Here is a 17717-nt window from a genome sequence, read left to right on the forward strand (position 1 = left end):
TAAGCAAATATTATTTGTTTTGACATATTATTATTATATTTGTAATCTCTAATCTCCCAATATGAAACAGTCTTCAAATTTTTCGATCAGATTTACCTCTTTGTGCATTGGAATATTTTTCTTTTTTTCAACCCATTTTATTTCAGCCCAGCCTTCGCCGTGCGATGATTTTAAATGTCATAAAAATGTCAATCTCACCATCCAGAGGGGCGAAATTAGACCCATCGATCTGTCCGATTTTTTAGTGAATGGCGTATGTCCCGATCACAACTATAGGTTGACCATCTATAAAGATGGAAAGTATCTGCCCCTTACTGAAATCAGCTACCATTTTCCTGCTGAATTCAATTATAATATTTTTGATGTAAACCTTCACCAAGGTTGCAATGGTACTGTAAATTTAAGCTTTATAGATTGTGATACCAATGAGCCCCCTCAGAAAGGCGTTAATAAATTTTCTGAATTGCTTTGTTTAGAATTTTCCAATTATAAAAATATTCCCTTCAATGTGCCCGAACACGTGAGCATAGTGATTGAAAATAAAAAAATATTGGCCTATGATTGGGCTAAGTGTGGTCCTGTAGAACTAAAAATCGTCAGAGAAATTACGAATCCCGGAGGTTGTGCATATGATTTTGGAGCGAAGTATTATAGAACCTGGTCAACCAGCTGGCCTGATAAAAAGACCTATTTCTTTATGGACAGCGTTACCTATCTTAAATTTAGAATTGATTCATTTTTGGTATTACCCAATTTTGATAATGTCCAAAACCCTGGGTTTGATTTTGAGGATAAAAGCTGGGTTCGGGATAAAAAAAATCATCCAAATGGTGCTGAAACAAGTTTAAATTTTTTTGATAAATGGTCCTGCTCCAATGTGTCAAAAACTTATAATGACAAAATTTTAGAAATTAATAAAGTGGATTCTTGCCACAGTCTAAAAATAATTGAAAGGGAGTGGACGGTGATTGATTGGTGCACAGGTGAAATCTTAGGATATCCTCAAATTATTCATTTAATAGACATTGACGATCAGGAAGTTCCCAGCATTGTATGCCCGTCCGGGATCATTGAATTTGTCTTGCCAAAATCGAATTTATTGAATGTGAATGCAAATGAACTGGGACTCACTTCCACCGACAACTGTGGCATCAACATTTATACCTTTGACAGAAATGTTTTAGATACTTTTAAGACATTTACTTTGAGCGATACGGGGATTGTTCATGACATTGAAGTTTGGGTGCACGATCATAAAGGAAATAGAGCAAGCTGCATGATTAAAATTTTGATAAAAGCGGATCTTTCGTTGGACGTATTTGATCCTTCTATTTCCCAAAATGTAAAAATTTATCCCAATCCATTTACGGATGAATTGTCCATTGATACCAAAGAATTCCGTGGACCCGTGCAAGTGGACATATTTGATGTGTTGGGTAAACAAATTTGGAGGTCAAATATTTTAATAGAATCTCAAGGTCCAACCAGTATTCGACCTTCCGGATTACGAGAGGGCGCAGTCTACACTTTGACCTTGAAAAATCAGGATCAATCGTCCTCAGCGAGAATTATCAAATGGTGAGATTTTGGATCAAAGAAAAAATCAGTAAATCATATTAAATACTGATAATCTTAATTTCGACCCTTTGGTTTTTATTTCGACCCTCCTTGGTGTCATTGGAAGCAATGGGCTGGCGCTTACCATATCCTCTATAACTGATTCTTTTTTCAGCAATTCCTTTACCAACGAGATAGTTTTTGACTGCTTTTGCTCTTTCTGTGGATAGCTTGTCGCAAAACTCATGGGAAGGTTGGCCGTTGGTATGGCCACCTACCTCGATATGGATTCTGGGATTCCCGATCAGAAATTCATAAATTTCATCCAGTGAAGGGTACGATTCCGTCCTGAAGTTTGTACTGTCTGCATCAAAAAACAACTGTTCAATTTTGACAACCTGACCCAGCTTTACTTTTTCTGCGCTCAGGTCTTTCATAATCTTGCTTTTGTCCGGAACATTGGCGGCAGCTTTGGGTGGATCTGCGACTCCGCGGTTGTCCGGTACTTTGCGGGGCGCGGTCGCCAAGGTTCTGATTTGCTGTGAATCTTTTTTTTGCTTTTTGTAGGCTTTGTATGCAGTTGAATCCTGAGGGCAAGGAATTATGGTCAAATGGGAAGCGTGGTCCAGCAGCATATTTCCATTGTATGGGTAAAGAACTGGAGTCTTATAAAAAACTTCCAACTCCAGATAAGCCATGTCGGATTTGGGCTGGAACTCAAATTCATATTTTTTCCAAACCGTATCCTTGACGGGAGGAGACTCCGCCAACAATTGTTTTTGATGACAATAACCATCTCCGCCATAAATTCTTAGAACGATGGGAGTGGTAAAAGGTCGCGGTGTATTGAAAGCATCACCTTTTAAACCGCTTAGATAAATGGGGGATTTCATTAGATGAATTGAAAAAACATAACATCTCCCTTTCCGCAAGGGTGCGGATAAATGTTGAGATACCCTTTCATAGGTGTCGTTTTCCCGGGCGACCATCCCTAGGTATGTCTGTCCGTGATAGGCATCTTTGGTTACACCAAATAATGGTTCAGCCGGGGGAGGTGCTGGCTGGACATCCGGAGGAGATTCTGTTTTAAATCCACAGTCGATCCATCCATCCGGGGTACTACAACATCTGGGGGACCCTTCAAAAGATCCATTGATTAGGTAAATGGTGGTTGTATCTCTCTGAGCCAACACAAAAAGCTGAGCTAGTAATAGACCCGATATCACCAATAATAACTTTCTCAAAAACCTAAGAGTTTGTAAAAACAGCTTCTAAACGTAAAGATCGTTTTTTTTGTTGGTTAAAGCAGACTTAAATCCCTGCCAATAAATACATAATACTTTACAACAGATCAGCGGATTAATCTGTTCTGCATGGCTATGAAAATATTAATGGTTTGTCTTGGAAATATCTGTAGGTCTCCAATGGCACATGGGTTGATGGAAGAGGAAATCAATCGCTTGGGACTGGACTGGTTGGTCGATTCTGCAGGAACCAATGGTTATCATGATGGAGAAGCTCCTGATCCAAGAGCCATCAAAACCATGAAGGACAAAGGGTTTGATATTTCAGCCCAAATTTCTAGAAAGATTCAAGCGAATGATTTGGAGCAATTTGATTTGATCGTGTGTATGGATTCTTCGATCCAGCGTCAAATTTTGAATACTTTCAAGGGACATCCAAATTTAAGCAGAGTTAGGAGAATCATGGAGTTTGCCAAAGATCAGGAACATTTAGAAGTAAAAGATCCGTATTATGACAATGGCTTTGAAGAAGCATACCAAAGAATTAGAATGGGTGTGGGCGGAATCATCCACAGTTATTGTAAACAAAACTGATTTACAAGCTGTTTTATGGTTCTTTATACGATCCATAAGCAGCTGATTATGTTAAACAAAGATTTGGAAAGAGCCCTCAATGAGCAAATTTTAAAGGAAGCAGAAGCCAGTTTTTCCTATTTGAGTATGGCTGTATGGTGCGATCACAAAGGATTGGAAGGAAGTGCCCGTTTTTTTTACCGACAAGCCAACGAAGAAAGATTGCACATGATGAAGCTCATCAGCTATATGCTTGAAATGGACACCCATCCAATGGTTCCATCCATTCAAGTATCTACCAACGATTTTCCATCCGTGCAGTCGATTTTCGAAAGAACCCTTGCCCAGGAGCAATCTGTCACCCAATCCATTCATAACATCATTACCCTCGCCAATAAAGACAACGATTATGCCACCCAAAATTTTCTCCAATGGTATGTGGCTGAACAAAGGGAGGAAGAGTCTATGATCCGAAAAATTCTGGATAAGATAAACTTGATTGGAGAAGGACCGATGACCTTGTATTACATCGACAAGGAAATGGAGAGAATTAATCAGGAAATCGTGGCTCAAGAGGGGGAAACTCCCGCCTAAATCCTCCGATTTAGTTCATAAAGTTTTAGTATTTAATTTTGTATTATTTTAAATATCAAAGTTTTATATTGAGAATAAGCCATAATTGGCCTATTTTCAATATTTAATATTGAAAACTATTTTAATGAGGTGTTTCCGAATGCACCGCATTTTGTGGATTGGGATTTTCCTTGTATTTTTAGCCTCTCAAAATACAATACAAATGATCAAGAATCTATTTTTTACCATCTCTGTCAGCCTAATGTCATTGTTGGCCCAGGGACAAAAACTGGCCCCACAAGTTGTTGCCAATGCAGGGGCCGTGCAAAAAGCGGGCAATTTTTCCATTGAATGGACTTTGGGAGAAATGGCTACTGAATCCTTTTCCAGCGGCAATTCCAAACTCACTCAGGGTTTTCACCAGGGTAATTTGCTGATTAGTTCTGTGGGTGATCTTGAACTGGAGGGTATTAAAGTGTACCCCAATCCTGTCAGTGAGCAATTGGTGGTTGAGAATAATTCAGGGAAAGAAGTCCGTTTTGAATTGATCGATATGAATGGTCGGTTGATTTCCACAAAACAAATGGCACATGGGATCCATCAGGCAGAGACATCCAATATGATTCCCGGCACTTATCTGATTCAAATTACTTCCGGAAAACAAAAATCTGTACATCAAATTCAAAAAATAAAATAAGTCAATTTCAAAAAAAATTAGATCATGAAAAGTAGTTTAATTATCACATTTCTTTTCTCCATCATGGGAAGTCTTTTGATGGCTCAATCTCCAGCTTTTAAATATCAGGCTGTTGCACGCAATGCCCAAAATGCTCCCTTGCTAAATCAGAATATTTCCCTGCGATTGTCCATTCTGAATACAGGTGGATCAACGGTTTATTCTGAAGTCCATGCAGCAACTACCTCAGAACTCGGGATCGTTTCTGTCAATGTTTGTCAGGGAGCGAATCCTGTTGGAAGCTGTGCCACCATTGATTGGAAAGCTGGCGGATTTCAATTAAAAGTAGAATTGGATCCTGCAGGAGGCAGCAATTATATCAACATGGGGAATTCACCCATTTTGACCGTGCCTGTTGCTGCGTATGCCATGACTGCCGGATCTGTTGCCGGCGACAATGATGGGAACCCCACGAATGAGCTCCAATCTCTGACATTCAATCCGAATAACAATAGTTTAGCCATTTCAATGGGAAATAGTGTGGATCTTACAGGATTAAAGAACGACGCTGATTTTGATCCGACCAACGAAATTCAAACCATTAGTCTGGATACCACCAACAATGAAATTTTATTGAGCAGGGGCGGAGGAAGCATCCTATTGCCATCCAGCGGCAACAGTTTGTGGAAGAAAACAGGCAATGAGTTGTCCTACAATCACACCAACCTGATTTATCAAACTTTTAATCCTGCCAAGTACGAAGTTTCATTCAGCAATACTTCAAAAAAGAGTTTCAACAGTTTTACCAACAAGTGGGGAGAAGAATACACGACCTTGCCTACCAATTTAGGTAAAACAACTGCATACGGTTCAGAAATTATTGAATATCCTGTGACACTTAACAGACATTATTTAAGAATGAACAATGATACCATGTGGAGGACAAACTCTTATGGTTATTCATTTATCCCCGGTTCTTCTCCAGGAATTATCACCCAGGATGAAATATTCAGTCAGGCTGTCAATAACAACCAACCTGTCAGAGTGCTTTCTACCATGGCGGAAGGATCTGGTGGTATTGGTAATTACCACGCTTTTATTGGAGGTGCAAGAGCGAGTACGCATGGCGCGCTCAATATTGGAGGAATTGGACTTACACCATTTATTGGTCTATACGCCAGAAACAATCCCAACAGTATTGTAGCTGGTTTTTGGTTTAATGCCGGAGGTCAGGCGCAGATGGTTGCCCAAGTGAAAAATTTTGTGGAAGATCATCCCACAGATCCAAGCAAACAAATATGGTATGCCTGCGTCGAAGGACCAGAAGCAGCTGCTTATGAAAGAGGCTCTGCACTGTTGACCAATGGGGTGGCTGAAGTTAAGTTTAGTGAGCATTTTGGTCTGACAGTGAATCCATCTACGATAACCATCCAATTGACTCCGGGATCTGCGGATTCTGAAGGATTGGCAGTGGTTGAAAAAACGGCCACAGGATTTAAAGTAAAGGAATTGAGGAAAGGTACGGGAAGCTATTCTTTTGATTGGGAAATTAAAGGAGTCAGAAAAGGTTATGAAAATTTTGAAGTCATAAGGGATAAAATCAAAGTGTTGCCACACGATAAGATGGTGGTAGAAATAGATTAATCAATCAAAGAAATACCTAAATAATACCCGGTTGTCTGAATAAGGTAACCGGGTTTTTTTATGCAAATTATGTAAACCCGCAATCACCATCACCAGCCTGGATTTTATCCAGCCCTTTTTCTAATAGCGGTTTGAATGCATCCGGTGACAAAATTTCGCGGCTGGTTTTTTTGCGGAATATTTCTCCCCTCATTCGCGGGCTGAAAATTTCACAACTTTTCTCACCAAATATTTTTAATAATTCGAGTTTATTTTGAATCATGTATTCTGAAATAAAATTACTGATGTCTGATGGATTGGCATTTTTACCGACAAGTAGGTAGGGAATGTTTAATGTAAAGTCTTTGACAAATAAAATCATATAAATGCTGTATTCTCCGGACGAATCTGTGGCACAATATTGTTCGAATTTGACCCGCCTCGCACAACTGGAAAAATAGTATCTATCGTCACAGTTTTCATCCGAAACCTTCTCTTTGATCCAAGGATATTTTTGCATCCATTCAAATTCCAAAGATGTCCGATAGAAAGGATTCGATTTATTTTGAACCCCGATCCATTCAGAAATTTTTGGAATGGCTCCATCCATTTGAATCAATTTCTTATGATCCTTGCCAGGTTTGAATCTTAATCGGAGCAATTGATTGATACTTTGGTCGATCTTATGGAGTATGGGTTTGATTTTATGTAAGATTTGATTTCTTCTGGGCAACCAATCTGCGATGGTGCTTCCATAGTAAATTCTAATACCAGGAATAACAAGACTGGTATGAAATATTCCACTGCGCTTGTAAAAATTTTTTAATCCGGGCACAAATTCAGTGGCCATCAAATTACCTTTCCAAAATTCGTTTGCTTTTTCCAGCAATAATTTCGAAATTCCTTTACCTTGGTATTCTCTATGCACCCAGATGCAAGACAACCAACCAAATGAAGAATGCCTACTCCATACGCCATTGGAATCATAACCATACAATTCATCAGGCAAGATTCCCAAATATCCGATCAGTTGATCGTTCTCATGACAATGAATCATCACGATAGAGTGTTCATCTGATCTTGGGTTGTGAAAATAGGACAGTGCCCTGTGTCTAGAAATGGAAATATTGCCCGCAGCTTTGAATTCAGGAGAATTGGTGTAGGACAACAATTCTAATTTGTTATACCATTTTAATTCCACTTCTCTCGGTTGATGAAGTTTCTACCCATTGTTTTTAACAATGCATATTTGATATGTTGATAAGTAAGAACAGTTTTTGCATCCAATCCTGACGATTCCATGGGGATCCTTTGGTGTAGAAAAGCCATTTTTTCATCCCTTAAGCCCGCAGAACCAAAACAATGGTCTAATTTACCAATTTCCATTATTTTTTGTAATGAAATTGTACCTATATTTTCATCGGTAAATGGAAAGGAGAACACTGATTTATCAGACTTGTATGGCTTAATAAAATCCATGCATTTTTCAGTTTGTGCTATTCGCTCGCTTACATCAATTTCAGAATAAAGAGGATGAGAATGACTGTGTCCACCGATTATAAAACCCAGTTCGTACATTTTTTGAATTTGCTGAGAGCTAAGATAGGGCTTTTGGCTTAATAAAAATTCATCAAAATTCAAATCAAGGACTTTGGCCAATTGATCCAAAAGTTGTTGTTCTTCCCATTTGATGGAAAACAATACCCGATGGATATCCTCGATATTCTTACACTTTAAAAGTTGTTTGGCCTGACTCCATTTTTGTTCCTGAACTTTCGTTTTTATCAATTCCTCCCATAGAAGGGAAATTTTAAATCGATAAAATAAATTCCGGTTGTCAACAAAGGCTGAGTTGACAAAAAACATGGCTTGTAGATTTCTCTCCAGCAGGATAGGAACAACTGTTTCCAGACATTCTCTCAAACCATCGTCAAAGCTAAGTAAAAATCTATGGGTTAGATTTTGATCAAAGGTCCAACATTCGTCCAGTCTTATTGGATTAAAATGTTTCATCAAAAAATCCAAATCTTGTTTGAATTGTTCAACCGTCTTGACTTTGTATAAATGTTTGATATGGGGTAGGTCCCTGTTACTGACCGTGTGGTAAAAAGGCAATATCATTTTGTTTTTAGAGAAGCTTTTACACCAGCTAAAAGGAATCATTTTTAATCCTTGCTTCAAATGTCGCATGCAAGTATATGTCCAATATCGTTGATTAAACATGATTTATCAAAGAGCTGCTCTAAAACCTGAAATTTGATCCACATCAAACACTGGATACTCTATATCAGTCTTAGAAGTTGCGGTTGTAGCTGATCAATAATTGTTGGATGAGATTGGTTCTCTTTCCGGTAAATGCCTTTACTCCACCGGGTTCACTATTGTCTGTGATTAGATTGAGCTTATTGTCGTCATAAAAAATATCCGTTCTAAATTGAAGATTAAGGCCTTTGAAAATTTCAATACCCAAAGAATTAAACCAGCTAAGGTCCACGTTTTTTGGTTTGTCCAGGTAATCTGAGAATAGAATGAGCTCAGAGCTGTAATTCAATCTTTTCAGAAAGGTTCCTCCATAACCGGCTCGTGCTACGGCACCAAGCCCATACCATAATTTTTCATATTCCGTCGTGCTGTTCTCTTTCAAGGCTGTGCCATGTACTCCCAGATTGGCTATGTTTTGATCACCAATGTAAATGGTTTTGAGCGCTGCCGGACTGAGAAACAGATACCACTTGGGATCCTTCTGGTATTTCATCCCAAGGGCAAATGAAATATTGACAGGCGAAAAAAGTTTTGAAAGCAAGGTGGTATTGTAGCTGCCTTCTTTGACTTCAGAGAGGTATATTTTTTTTGTCGCACTATCCATATGAGATCCTAAAAACTGTGTGATCAAAAACAAATCTGCAGAATAGGACCATGGCGACGCTTCTTTGATCTGATATCCGAAATTGGAAGATATGCTTAAAATATCCAGGGCTTTTTCAAAGGGTAATTTCTTATCTGAACCAGCAGATACCGTTCCTGATCCAATTCTCTGGGTGCTGAGATTTAGCATAAAATCATTCTTCCAGTTCATTAGATTCTTCTTCAATTTGGCAGAGATTCCCAAGGCACCTCCTAGACCCAATCGGTTGGATCCTGCGCCTACATAAGGATTTATATTGACCAATTGACCCAGGTCTAAACCTATGGCAGATTTGTACTGCCATCCTTCGGAATCTCCCAATGTCGTGGCGCTTTCCATTTTCTTTTTTCTCTCTGCTTCCTGAGCAGCTCTATTTTCTTCGGTTTGGGAAAACAAGAGTACATTTGAAAATAAGAACAAAAAAAAGAACATCGATTTTTTCATAAGTTAAGATTTAATTTTTTAAAATTTTTGTCGCTTGAGGATTTTATATCCACGAATGGTTTTGCATGAAGGGCAGTTTTGAAGCAAGGTTTTACAAAATCATAAGGGATTTGGATCTAATTCAATCAAGCAGATCCTGATATAATTTTTAGCTTTGTCGCACCAACTCAGATTGACATTTCAATCCGAATAGCAAATATTACATTTTTTACAATAAAGGACCTAATGGACCGATCATTTTCATGTAAATTTACCATAGTTTTTATGGTTGGAAGCAGCTTATGTTTTCCTCCCTCTCTTCAATCTCAGGTGCAAAATACTGACAAGCAAGCTTTTGTTATCAAAAGTTTTTATGACGAAGCATTGTCCAAGCAGCATTCCTATCAATGGTTGCATTATCTTTCTGAAGAAATAGGGGGCCGGATAGCTGGTTCCCCCCAGAGTTTGGCTGCCATTGAATTTACACATCAAATACTGGATACTTTGGGGGCCGATACAGTTTGGAAACAGACCTGTGAAGTAAATTACTGGTATCGCGGCGATAAGGAAGTTGTCCGGTTGATTGGACATCCTAAGTATGGGGATCGCAACTTCAGGGCATTGGCTTTGGGAGGCTCTGGTGCTTCTCCGCAAGGAGGTCTCTCGGGAGAAATCATCGAATTTACAAGCCTGGATGAAGCCAGAACTGCGGGCAATAAGCTTAAGGACAAAATTGTCTATTTCTCCCGGCCCTTTGACAATAGGCAACTGAAAACTTTTCACGCGTATGGTGGTGCTGTTGACCAAAGGGCTTATGGCCCCAGCATTGCCTCCAAATTCGGAGCAAAGGCCTGCATTATTCGATCGATGACAGGAAGACTGGATACATTTCCGCATACGGGTGGTACCTTATGGGAAGAAGGAGTCAAGCCCATTCCGGCCCTGGCGATTAGCACAGTGGATGCCGAATTTCTCAGTCAAGCCCATCTAAAAAGTCCTTGCAAGTTGTTTGTTGAAACCCAATGTGAAGATCGGGGTAAAAAAACATCTTACTCGGTGATTGCAGAGATCCGTGGTACAGAAAAACCAGATGAAATTATTTTGGTAGGTGGACATTTGGATTCATGGGATGTTGGAGGCGGAGCACATGATGATGGAGCGGGTTGTGTACAATCGATGGAAGTGTTTTCAATTTTTAAAAATTTGAAATACCGACCAAGAAGAACTTTAAGGTGTGTTTTATTTATGAATGAAGAAAATGGTTTGGCGGGTGGAAAAACCTATGCAGAAGTATCCAATAAAAATGGTGAATTTCATTTTGCTGCCATTGAAAGTGATGCGGGAGGCTTCACTCCCCATGGCTTTGGATTTGATGCAGACAGCTCCTTCATTAGAAAATACTCTTCTTATTTTGCAAAATGGGATGATATTCTATCTCCCTATGGACTTAAATTGACCAAGGGTGGTGGTGGAGCAGACATTGGTCTCCTCAAAAGTCAAAAAGGAATCTTGTTTGGTTTAAACCCGGATTCCCAAAGATATTTTGATTATCACCATACCGAACAAGATCGGATACACGCGGTTCATCCCCGGGAATTGGCATTGGGCTCAGCAGCTATGGCGAGTCTGATTTACCTACTGGATCAAATTCCATAAATGGGTTTGATATCTCCGGTGGTATTTAGAAGAAAGTTGCTTCGTTGGTCGGAGGAAAATCCAAGAAATCTGCCGTGGATTGGCCTAAAAGATCCATATCCCATCTGGATTTCAGAAGTTATCCTTCAACAAACACGTTCTGCACAGGCAGTGCCTTATTATCATAGATTTTTAAGCGAATTTCCCGATTTGAAAAGTCTGGCAAATTCCTCATTGGATCATCTGCTCATTGTGTGGGAAGGATTGGGATATTATTCGAGGGCGCGAAATCTGCACAAAGCGGCAATTTATATTCAAAAAGAATTAAATGGAAAGTTTCCGACCAAGTTTGAAGAAATCTTAAACCTTCCCGGAGTTGGAGAATATACGGCTTCTGCCATTGCTTCCTTTGCATACAAAGATACTCGTCCGGTAGTAGATGGCAATGTGATCAGAGTTTTGTCGCGTATTTGTGGTCTGGAATTGAATTTTTACACCACAAAAGGTCGTAAACTATTCTATGATTGGGCAAAGAGGTATTTGGATGCAAAAAATCCGGATTTGTACAATCAGGCCATCATGAATTTTGGAGCGACCCAGTGCATTCCTCAGCAACCTTTGTGTGGAAATTGTCCATTTATGGAAAATTGTTTGGCTTACGCAGAAAATCGAATCAAAGATTTGCCGGTGAAAAAAATCCGAAAGAAACCGCTCGAGGCAAACCTGCATTATTTTTTGGTAGAGGATGTCCATCGTTGCACTCTGGTCAGACAAAGAGATGAAAATGGAATTTGGAAGCAGCTCTTTGAACTTCCTGGTTTTGAAAGAGATGAATCTGGAACAATCCAACAAGGTCAAATGGCCAAATTTTTAAATGGAATTGGCATTGGCAAAAACAAGTATAAATTGTTGAAAATCAGCAATTATAATCACCAATTAACCCATCGTAAACTGAATCTACATTTCTATTGGATTGAATTTAATGGATCGCTTGGTCAAGTACAAACCCTTCCATTTCAATTGGCTTCATTAAAAAACTTGAAGAAATTTGCCTTTCCTAAAATAATTCGTCTATTTTTAGACCAAAATCTAAATCGGGGCTATGATAAATAAAGTGTTGCTCATTGGTAATTTGGGAAAAGATCCGGAATTCAAAACCACCGAATCCGGTATTGTGAGAGCACATTTGGTGATTGCGACAAACGATACCTACAAAGACAAGAGCGGTCAGATTCAGAAGAAAACAGAATGGCACGACGTGGTCGTTTGGCGTGCATTGGCTGAGAAGGCAAGGGTTTTAAGAAAAGGCATGCTGGTCTATATTGAGGGAAAACTCAGTCACAGAAAATGGACAGACAAAGAGGGAAAAGATCACTATGGTACTGAAATTTCTGTGGACACATTAAGAATTTTAGAAAAAAGAGAAAACTCCGGAGGACATTCCCAAAAAAAGGATGAACATCGGGATGTTTCAGATGAAATCCATGAAGAGGGATTGCACGAAAGTGATGAACCAGGCTATTGATACTTTGTTCAATTATCTTTAATACAATAAATTGGAACCATCAGACCCTTATTCGTGGAGTTACATTTTTGGCCTATTGGGCTTTTGGACATTTGATTTTTATGCTTTTGGTTTAATTCTCCTCTTTATTTGTTTGATTATTTTATCTGGTTTGTTCAGTGGCTCAGAAGTCGCGTTTATGTCTTTATCCCCTGCAGATCTTGAAAATCTAAAGGAAGAGGAAAGTGAATCATCCAGAAGGGTAATACGTCTGCGACATAGGGTCAAGAACTTCCTTGCCTTAATTTTGATATGCAATACATTCGTCAACATAGGGATTGCCTTGTTATTGGAACATCTTCTTTCCAGGTATATCCCACCGGAAAGTTATGAGGGAATTTCTCAATGGATCATTTCACAATTTGGGATGGTCCAGGTGGAATCAAAAAGTATCAATGGGATTTTTAATTTTATCATTGCGGTCATTGGAGCCACTTCGATCATCATTTTTTTTGGTGAAATCATGCCCAAGATTTACAGCCAAATTCACAATATCCGATTTGCGAAAAACATGTCCTTGCCTTTGAGAATTCTTGAATTTTTCTGCTTCCCTTTTTCATATCCCTTGGTGCTACTGAGCACAAAAGTCGAAAAGCATCTTCTTGAACGCAAGATGGGCATTAGCAGTACTGCCAAAGAAGATCTTGATGCAGCCATTGATCTGGCGGTAAGTGATGGAATCAACAATTCCAATCAGGTTGAAATGTTGAAGGGTATCATCAAATTTAACGATGTATCAGTATCTCAAATAATGACTTCACGTACAGCCGTGTGTGGATTGGAAATCACTTCCAGTTTTGAAGAAGTGATAAAGACTGTCAAGGAAAACGGATATTCCCGTTTTCCCATTTACGTTGAAGACTTTGATAAGATAACAGGCATTTTATATGCCAAAGATTTGATTGCTCATCTGGACAAAGGCAATGAGTTTGAATGGCAGTCACTGATTCGCACCAGTCTGTTGTATGTTCCGGAAACCAGAAAAATTCATGATTTGCTCAATGACTTTCAGGTAAAAAAAATGCATCTGGCGATTGTGGTAGATGAGTATGGAGGCACATCCGGGATCGTTACCCTTGAAGACATTATGGAGGAAATCGTCGGAGAAATTTCTGATGAGTTTGATGATCTTGCTGATTTAAATTATACCAGACTTGATGCAGATAATTATGTTTTTGAAGGTAAAACATTAATCAATGATATGTGTCGTGTCGTAGGAATAGACTTGTCTGATATGGATTTGCACAGAGGATCTGCAGACAGCATCGCGGGATTGATTTTAGAACACACCGGTGAAATACCCAAGAAGGATCAGGAGATAACTTTGCTCAACATCAAACTGAAAGTCCTTTCTGTCAGCAAAAAAAGGATTGAGAAAATTCAAATCACCACTCTTCATCTATGAAAAGGATTTTATTGTTATTGATTGATCATAATTCATTGGTGATTATTTTGATGATGTTTTCTGTTTTTTCCTGTGATGAAAAAACATACGTTCCCAAACCGCGCACCTATCCAAGGGTGATATTGCCGGAACATGAGTACAAAGCTTTTGTGGATGCGGATTGCCCCATGATTTTCGAAATTCCGGTGTACACAGAGGTAAAAAAGGATTCCACTTTTTTTGATGAAAAGGCGCCAAGCGATTGTTGGTTTAATATTGACTTTCCTACCTTAAATGGGAGTCTGTATTGTTCCTATCAACCCATAAGACAAGCCAAGGAACTCGAAGATTATATCAATGAATCTTTCAGGATGGTCAAAGAACATCATATCAAGGCTGATTATATCGATGAATATCCATTCTCAAAGCCAGAAAAGGTATATGGAATGATATTTAATCTGGAAGGTCCTGCTGCTTCTTCTTTTCAGTTTTATCTTACCGATTCATCAGAGCATTTTATGCGGGGCTCATTGTATTTTAACACACAAGTCCGTCCGGATTCATTAAAACCCTTTTATGAATTTATAAAATACGACATCATTCATTTGGTGAATACTTTTGAATGGAACAAGTAGCCTCTTTTTGAATTTGTATCAATTGAATTAACTACATAATTGGACTAAATATCCTTTCTTCCAATCATCATCCAGTTAGCCTCAAGCTTCAGTATGCTGGCAGATGGAAAAGCGGGTAAAAAAATATTTTGGAAGAAAATTTCATTTTCCTTTTCGTCCTTTTCATTTTCTGCAAGTCTGTTAAAAATCAAAATACCATTTGGCGAAAGCATTTTTTTTAGATTTTCCGCAAAGGAAGTGCTCAAAAATTCTGATGGCACTTTGGAGTCCACAAAGATGTCCATACAAATGAGATCATATTGTCCAACGTGATTTTCAGCAAACTGCAGCCCATCTTCATGGATAATCTGGATTTTTTTTGTAAACTTGGCTGAGATGTATTTTTCATAAAGCTCAATGATGCTTTTGTCCAGTTCAATCGCGGTTATCTCTGCATCTGAATGATAGATTTGTCGAAGCATTTGCGGAATACTGCCTATACCCAAGCCTAAAACAAGCACCGTTTGGAGCTGGGGTATTTCAGTTTTTATCAATTGAAAAGCTTTGAGAAAATTGGTGTATTTGTCTTCAAAAGAATACACGGCTCCTTTTGTGACCAATTTGTATCTCCCCGAAGACCAATACAACTTCAAATCCGGATTTAATTCGGATTGTCTCGATTCGATGAGGACATCCATCAGATAACTCAACCAACGACGGAACAACATAAATATATGATTGATCCGAATTTATTTGACCGTGTAACCGCAGGGCCAGTTTTTTTCGGGAGACACGAAAGAGAGTTTGCCATCCTCTTTTTCTGCCATCAGAATCATACCTCTGGATTCAATACCCCGGATGGTTCTCGGAGCCAGGTTTGCCAGGATTAAAACTTCTTTACCCAAAATTTCTTCTGGCTTAAAATGCTCTGCAATGCCACTGACCACCATTCTTTTTTCATATCCTAGATCCAGCTGTAACTTCAGCAATTTATCGGCTTTTGGGATGGCCTCTGCTTCCAGAATACGAGCGGTGCGTATGTCCATTTTCATGAATTCATCATATGTGATCTCATTTTTTTGCGGAACAAAATTATTGGGTGGCTGATCGCTTTGGTCCATATTTGGTTGATGAAGTTTGTCTATTTGTTTTTGGATGGTAGCGTCATCTATTTTGGTAAAAAGGTATTCAGCGGCATTTAATTTATGCCCAGTGGGCAACAGACGTTCCCCTTCTGCAAGTCGATCCATCATTTGAAGAAGATCGCCGGATTGAATGTCAGGCAAGTTGAGAATGTGACGCAATTTATTGGAAGCAAATGGTAAAAAAGGATGCATGGCAACTGATAAAGCTGTCACATAATGAAGTGCTAAATTCATAACCACTTCGACCATTTCTGGATCTTCTTTTTGATTTTTCCAGGGTTCGTTGAGCTGCAGCAATTGGTTACCCTGGCTGGATATTTCCATCAGACATTTTAAAGCCGCCCTGAAATCAAAATCCCTGTGATATTGATTTAACTCGTCCAACTTGTCAAACAGATAAAGACATTCGGTATCATGAAATCCCCCCATGTCATCCGGAGCCACTCCGGTGAAAATAGCATCCTGATCAAAATCGCTTACAAATCCATCGTAATATTTGTGGGTTAGCACCAACACCCTGTGCACAAAATTGGATAAATTATTGACCAACTCATTGTTGTAAGCATCTTGAAATCCCTTCCAGGTAAATTCACTGTCTTTTTGTTCGGGCATATTCTTGATGAGATAATACCGAAGGGCATCTTCGTGACCGGCCAGATCAGTGAGATATTCGTGTACCCAGATGGCCCAATTGCGTGAGGTTGAGATCTTCTGATCTTCCAAATTCATAAACTGATTCGCAGGTACATTGGAAGGAAGAATAAAATCTCCATGCGCTTTTAACAGAGCCGGAAAAATAATGCAATGAAAAACGATGTTGTCTTTTCCAATAAAATGGATGAGTTCCGTGTCTGGATTCATCCAATAATCTTTCCAGTTTTTTTGATGATCCTGGGCCCATTGTTTGGTAGCTGAGATATAACCAATCGGTGCATCCATCCACACATAAAGTTTCTTTCCTTTGCTTCCTGCTATTTCTTGCGGTACATCCACACCCCAATCCAAATCTCTGGTCATGGCACGGGATTGAAGACCATTTTCAAGCCACGATCTGCACTGACCTGTGACATGGGTTTTCCATTTGGATGGATCGTGATGTTCTCTTTCATCAAGTTTTCCATCCTCAATAAATTCTCGCAACCATAGCTCATCCTTTTCCAAAGGCAGGTACCAATGGGTGGTTTTTTTAAATACAGGTGTTTCTCCACTGAGCACGGATTTGGGATGAATAAGGTCTGTTGGATTCAAAGAACTTCCACACTGCTCGCACTGGTCACCATAGGCGGAATCATAATTGCATTTAGGACAGGTACCTGTAATATATCTGTCCGCTAAAAATTGCTGGAGTTTTTCATCAAAATATTGCTCAGACTCCTTTTCTTCAAAAACCCCTTTTTGATGTAAGACTCTAAAAAACTCCTGCGAGGATTCATGATGAATTTTGTCTGAAGTTCGACCATAATAGTCAAAGGAAATTCCAATTCCTTTAAAAGTGGATTCAAAGAGTTTGTGGTATTTGTCAATGATCTCCTGGGGACCGATGCCTTCTTTCACCGCCCTCATGGTGATGGCAGCACCGTGCTCATCAGAACCACAAATAAATACAATGTCCTTGTCCATCAACCTCATGAATCGAACATAAACATCTGCCGGCAAATAGGCGCCTGCCAAATGTCCTATATGCAGCGGCCCATTGGCATAAGGCAGTGCTGCAGTAACTAAATGGCGGACAGGTCCCATTTTATGGCAAGGCTCGTTTTAAAAATAATGCGAAGATAAGCTGATCCGACAATGTAAAAGA

The 17717-nt window shown here is 39.2% G+C and carries 16 protein-coding genes; 10 read left to right on the forward strand and 6 right to left on the reverse strand.

Annotated features, from left to right (window positions below; genetic code table 11):
- The first annotated feature begins 61 nt into the window (after window positions 1–61).
- Entirely contained in the window at window positions 62–1582 is a 1521-nt protein-coding gene (locus IPM48_05525; protein MBK9271035.1) for a T9SS type A sorting domain-containing protein, read from the forward strand.
- A 34-nt stretch (window positions 1583–1616) separates the two neighbouring features.
- On the opposite strand, the gene IPM48_05530 is transcribed toward IPM48_05525, so the two are convergent.
- A complete protein-coding gene (locus tag IPM48_05530; GenBank protein MBK9271036.1) occupies window positions 1617–2801 on the reverse strand; it encodes an OmpA family protein in 1185 nt (394 codons plus the stop codon).
- A gap of 129 nt (window positions 2802–2930) precedes the next feature.
- On the opposite strand from IPM48_05530, the gene IPM48_05535 reads away from it, so the two are divergent.
- The 4 genes from IPM48_05535 (at window position 2931) to IPM48_05550 (ending at window position 6267) form a co-directional block, all read left to right on the forward strand.
- Entirely contained in the window at window positions 2931–3395 is a 465-nt protein-coding gene (locus IPM48_05535) for a low molecular weight phosphotyrosine protein phosphatase (protein MBK9271037.1), read from the forward strand.
- A gap of 48 nt (window positions 3396–3443) precedes the next feature.
- Window positions 3444–3968, forward strand: coding sequence for a ferritin (locus tag IPM48_05540; protein ID MBK9271038.1), 525 nt, complete (start codon window positions 3444–3446; stop codon window positions 3966–3968).
- A gap of 202 nt (window positions 3969–4170) precedes the next feature.
- A complete protein-coding gene (locus tag IPM48_05545) occupies window positions 4171–4644 on the forward strand; it encodes a T9SS type A sorting domain-containing protein (protein MBK9271039.1) in 474 nt (157 codons plus the stop codon).
- Window positions 4645–4668: 24 nt separating this feature from the next.
- Window positions 4669–6267, forward strand: a complete 1599-nt coding sequence (locus IPM48_05550; protein ID MBK9271040.1) for a hypothetical protein — start codon at window positions 4669–4671, stop codon at window positions 6265–6267.
- A gap of 67 nt (window positions 6268–6334) precedes the next feature.
- On the opposite strand, the gene IPM48_05555 is transcribed toward IPM48_05550, so the two are convergent.
- From IPM48_05555 to IPM48_05565, 3 genes are all read right to left on the reverse strand, one after another.
- Entirely contained in the window at window positions 6335–7447 is a 1113-nt protein-coding gene (locus IPM48_05555; protein ID MBK9271041.1) for a GNAT family N-acetyltransferase, read from the reverse strand.
- Entirely contained in the window at window positions 7438–8367 is a 930-nt protein-coding gene (locus IPM48_05560) for a polysaccharide deacetylase family protein (protein ID MBK9271042.1), read from the reverse strand. The genes IPM48_05555 and IPM48_05560 overlap by 10 nt, the downstream gene beginning before the upstream one ends.
- A gap of 172 nt (window positions 8368–8539) precedes the next feature.
- Complete coding sequence (locus tag IPM48_05565; protein MBK9271043.1) at window positions 8540–9595, reverse strand: DUF3078 domain-containing protein; 1056 nt, start codon at window positions 9593–9595, stop codon at window positions 8540–8542.
- Between the two features lie 264 nt (window positions 9596–9859).
- On the opposite strand from IPM48_05565, the gene IPM48_05570 reads away from it, so the two are divergent.
- Genes IPM48_05570 through IPM48_05590 form a run of 5 tightly spaced genes read left to right on the forward strand, consistent with a single transcriptional unit; the run spans window position 9860 to window position 14792 of the window.
- Window positions 9860–11230: a M28 family peptidase gene (locus IPM48_05570; GenBank protein MBK9271044.1), complete on the forward strand. Its 1371-nt coding sequence runs from the start codon at window positions 9860–9862 to the stop codon at window positions 11228–11230.
- The gene (gene mutY, locus IPM48_05575; GenBank protein ID MBK9271045.1) at window positions 11231–12322 is read left to right on the forward strand and encodes an A/G-specific adenine glycosylase; all 1092 of its coding nucleotides are present in this window, start codon (window positions 11231–11233) and stop codon (window positions 12320–12322) included.
- Window positions 12312–12734, forward strand: a complete 423-nt coding sequence (gene ssb / locus IPM48_05580) for a single-stranded DNA-binding protein (protein ID MBK9271046.1) — start codon at window positions 12312–12314, stop codon at window positions 12732–12734. Before mutY ends, ssb begins: the two co-directional genes overlap by 11 nt.
- A 31-nt stretch (window positions 12735–12765) precedes the next feature.
- Window positions 12766–14178 carry a gliding motility-associated protein GldE gene (gene gldE / locus IPM48_05585; GenBank protein MBK9271047.1) on the forward strand — a complete coding sequence of 471 codons (1413 nt, stop codon included), beginning with the start codon at window positions 12766–12768 and terminating at the stop codon, window positions 14176–14178.
- Entirely contained in the window at window positions 14175–14792 is a 618-nt protein-coding gene (locus IPM48_05590) for a hypothetical protein (protein MBK9271048.1), read from the forward strand. Before gldE ends, IPM48_05590 begins: the two co-directional genes overlap by 4 nt.
- A gap of 44 nt (window positions 14793–14836) precedes the next feature.
- Here the strand turns inward: IPM48_05590 and IPM48_05595 are convergent, their stop codons facing one another.
- Window positions 14837–15499, reverse strand: coding sequence for a fused MFS/spermidine synthase (locus tag IPM48_05595; protein ID MBK9271049.1), 663 nt, complete (start codon window positions 15497–15499; stop codon window positions 14837–14839).
- A gap of 21 nt (window positions 15500–15520) precedes the next feature.
- Entirely contained in the window at window positions 15521–17656 is a 2136-nt protein-coding gene (gene metG, locus IPM48_05600; GenBank protein ID MBK9271050.1) for a methionine--tRNA ligase, read from the reverse strand.
- Window positions 17657–17717 lie beyond the last annotated feature (61 nt).

Source organism: Saprospiraceae bacterium (assembly GCA_016715965.1).
GTDB lineage: Bacteria > Bacteroidota > Bacteroidia > Chitinophagales > Saprospiraceae > Vicinibacter.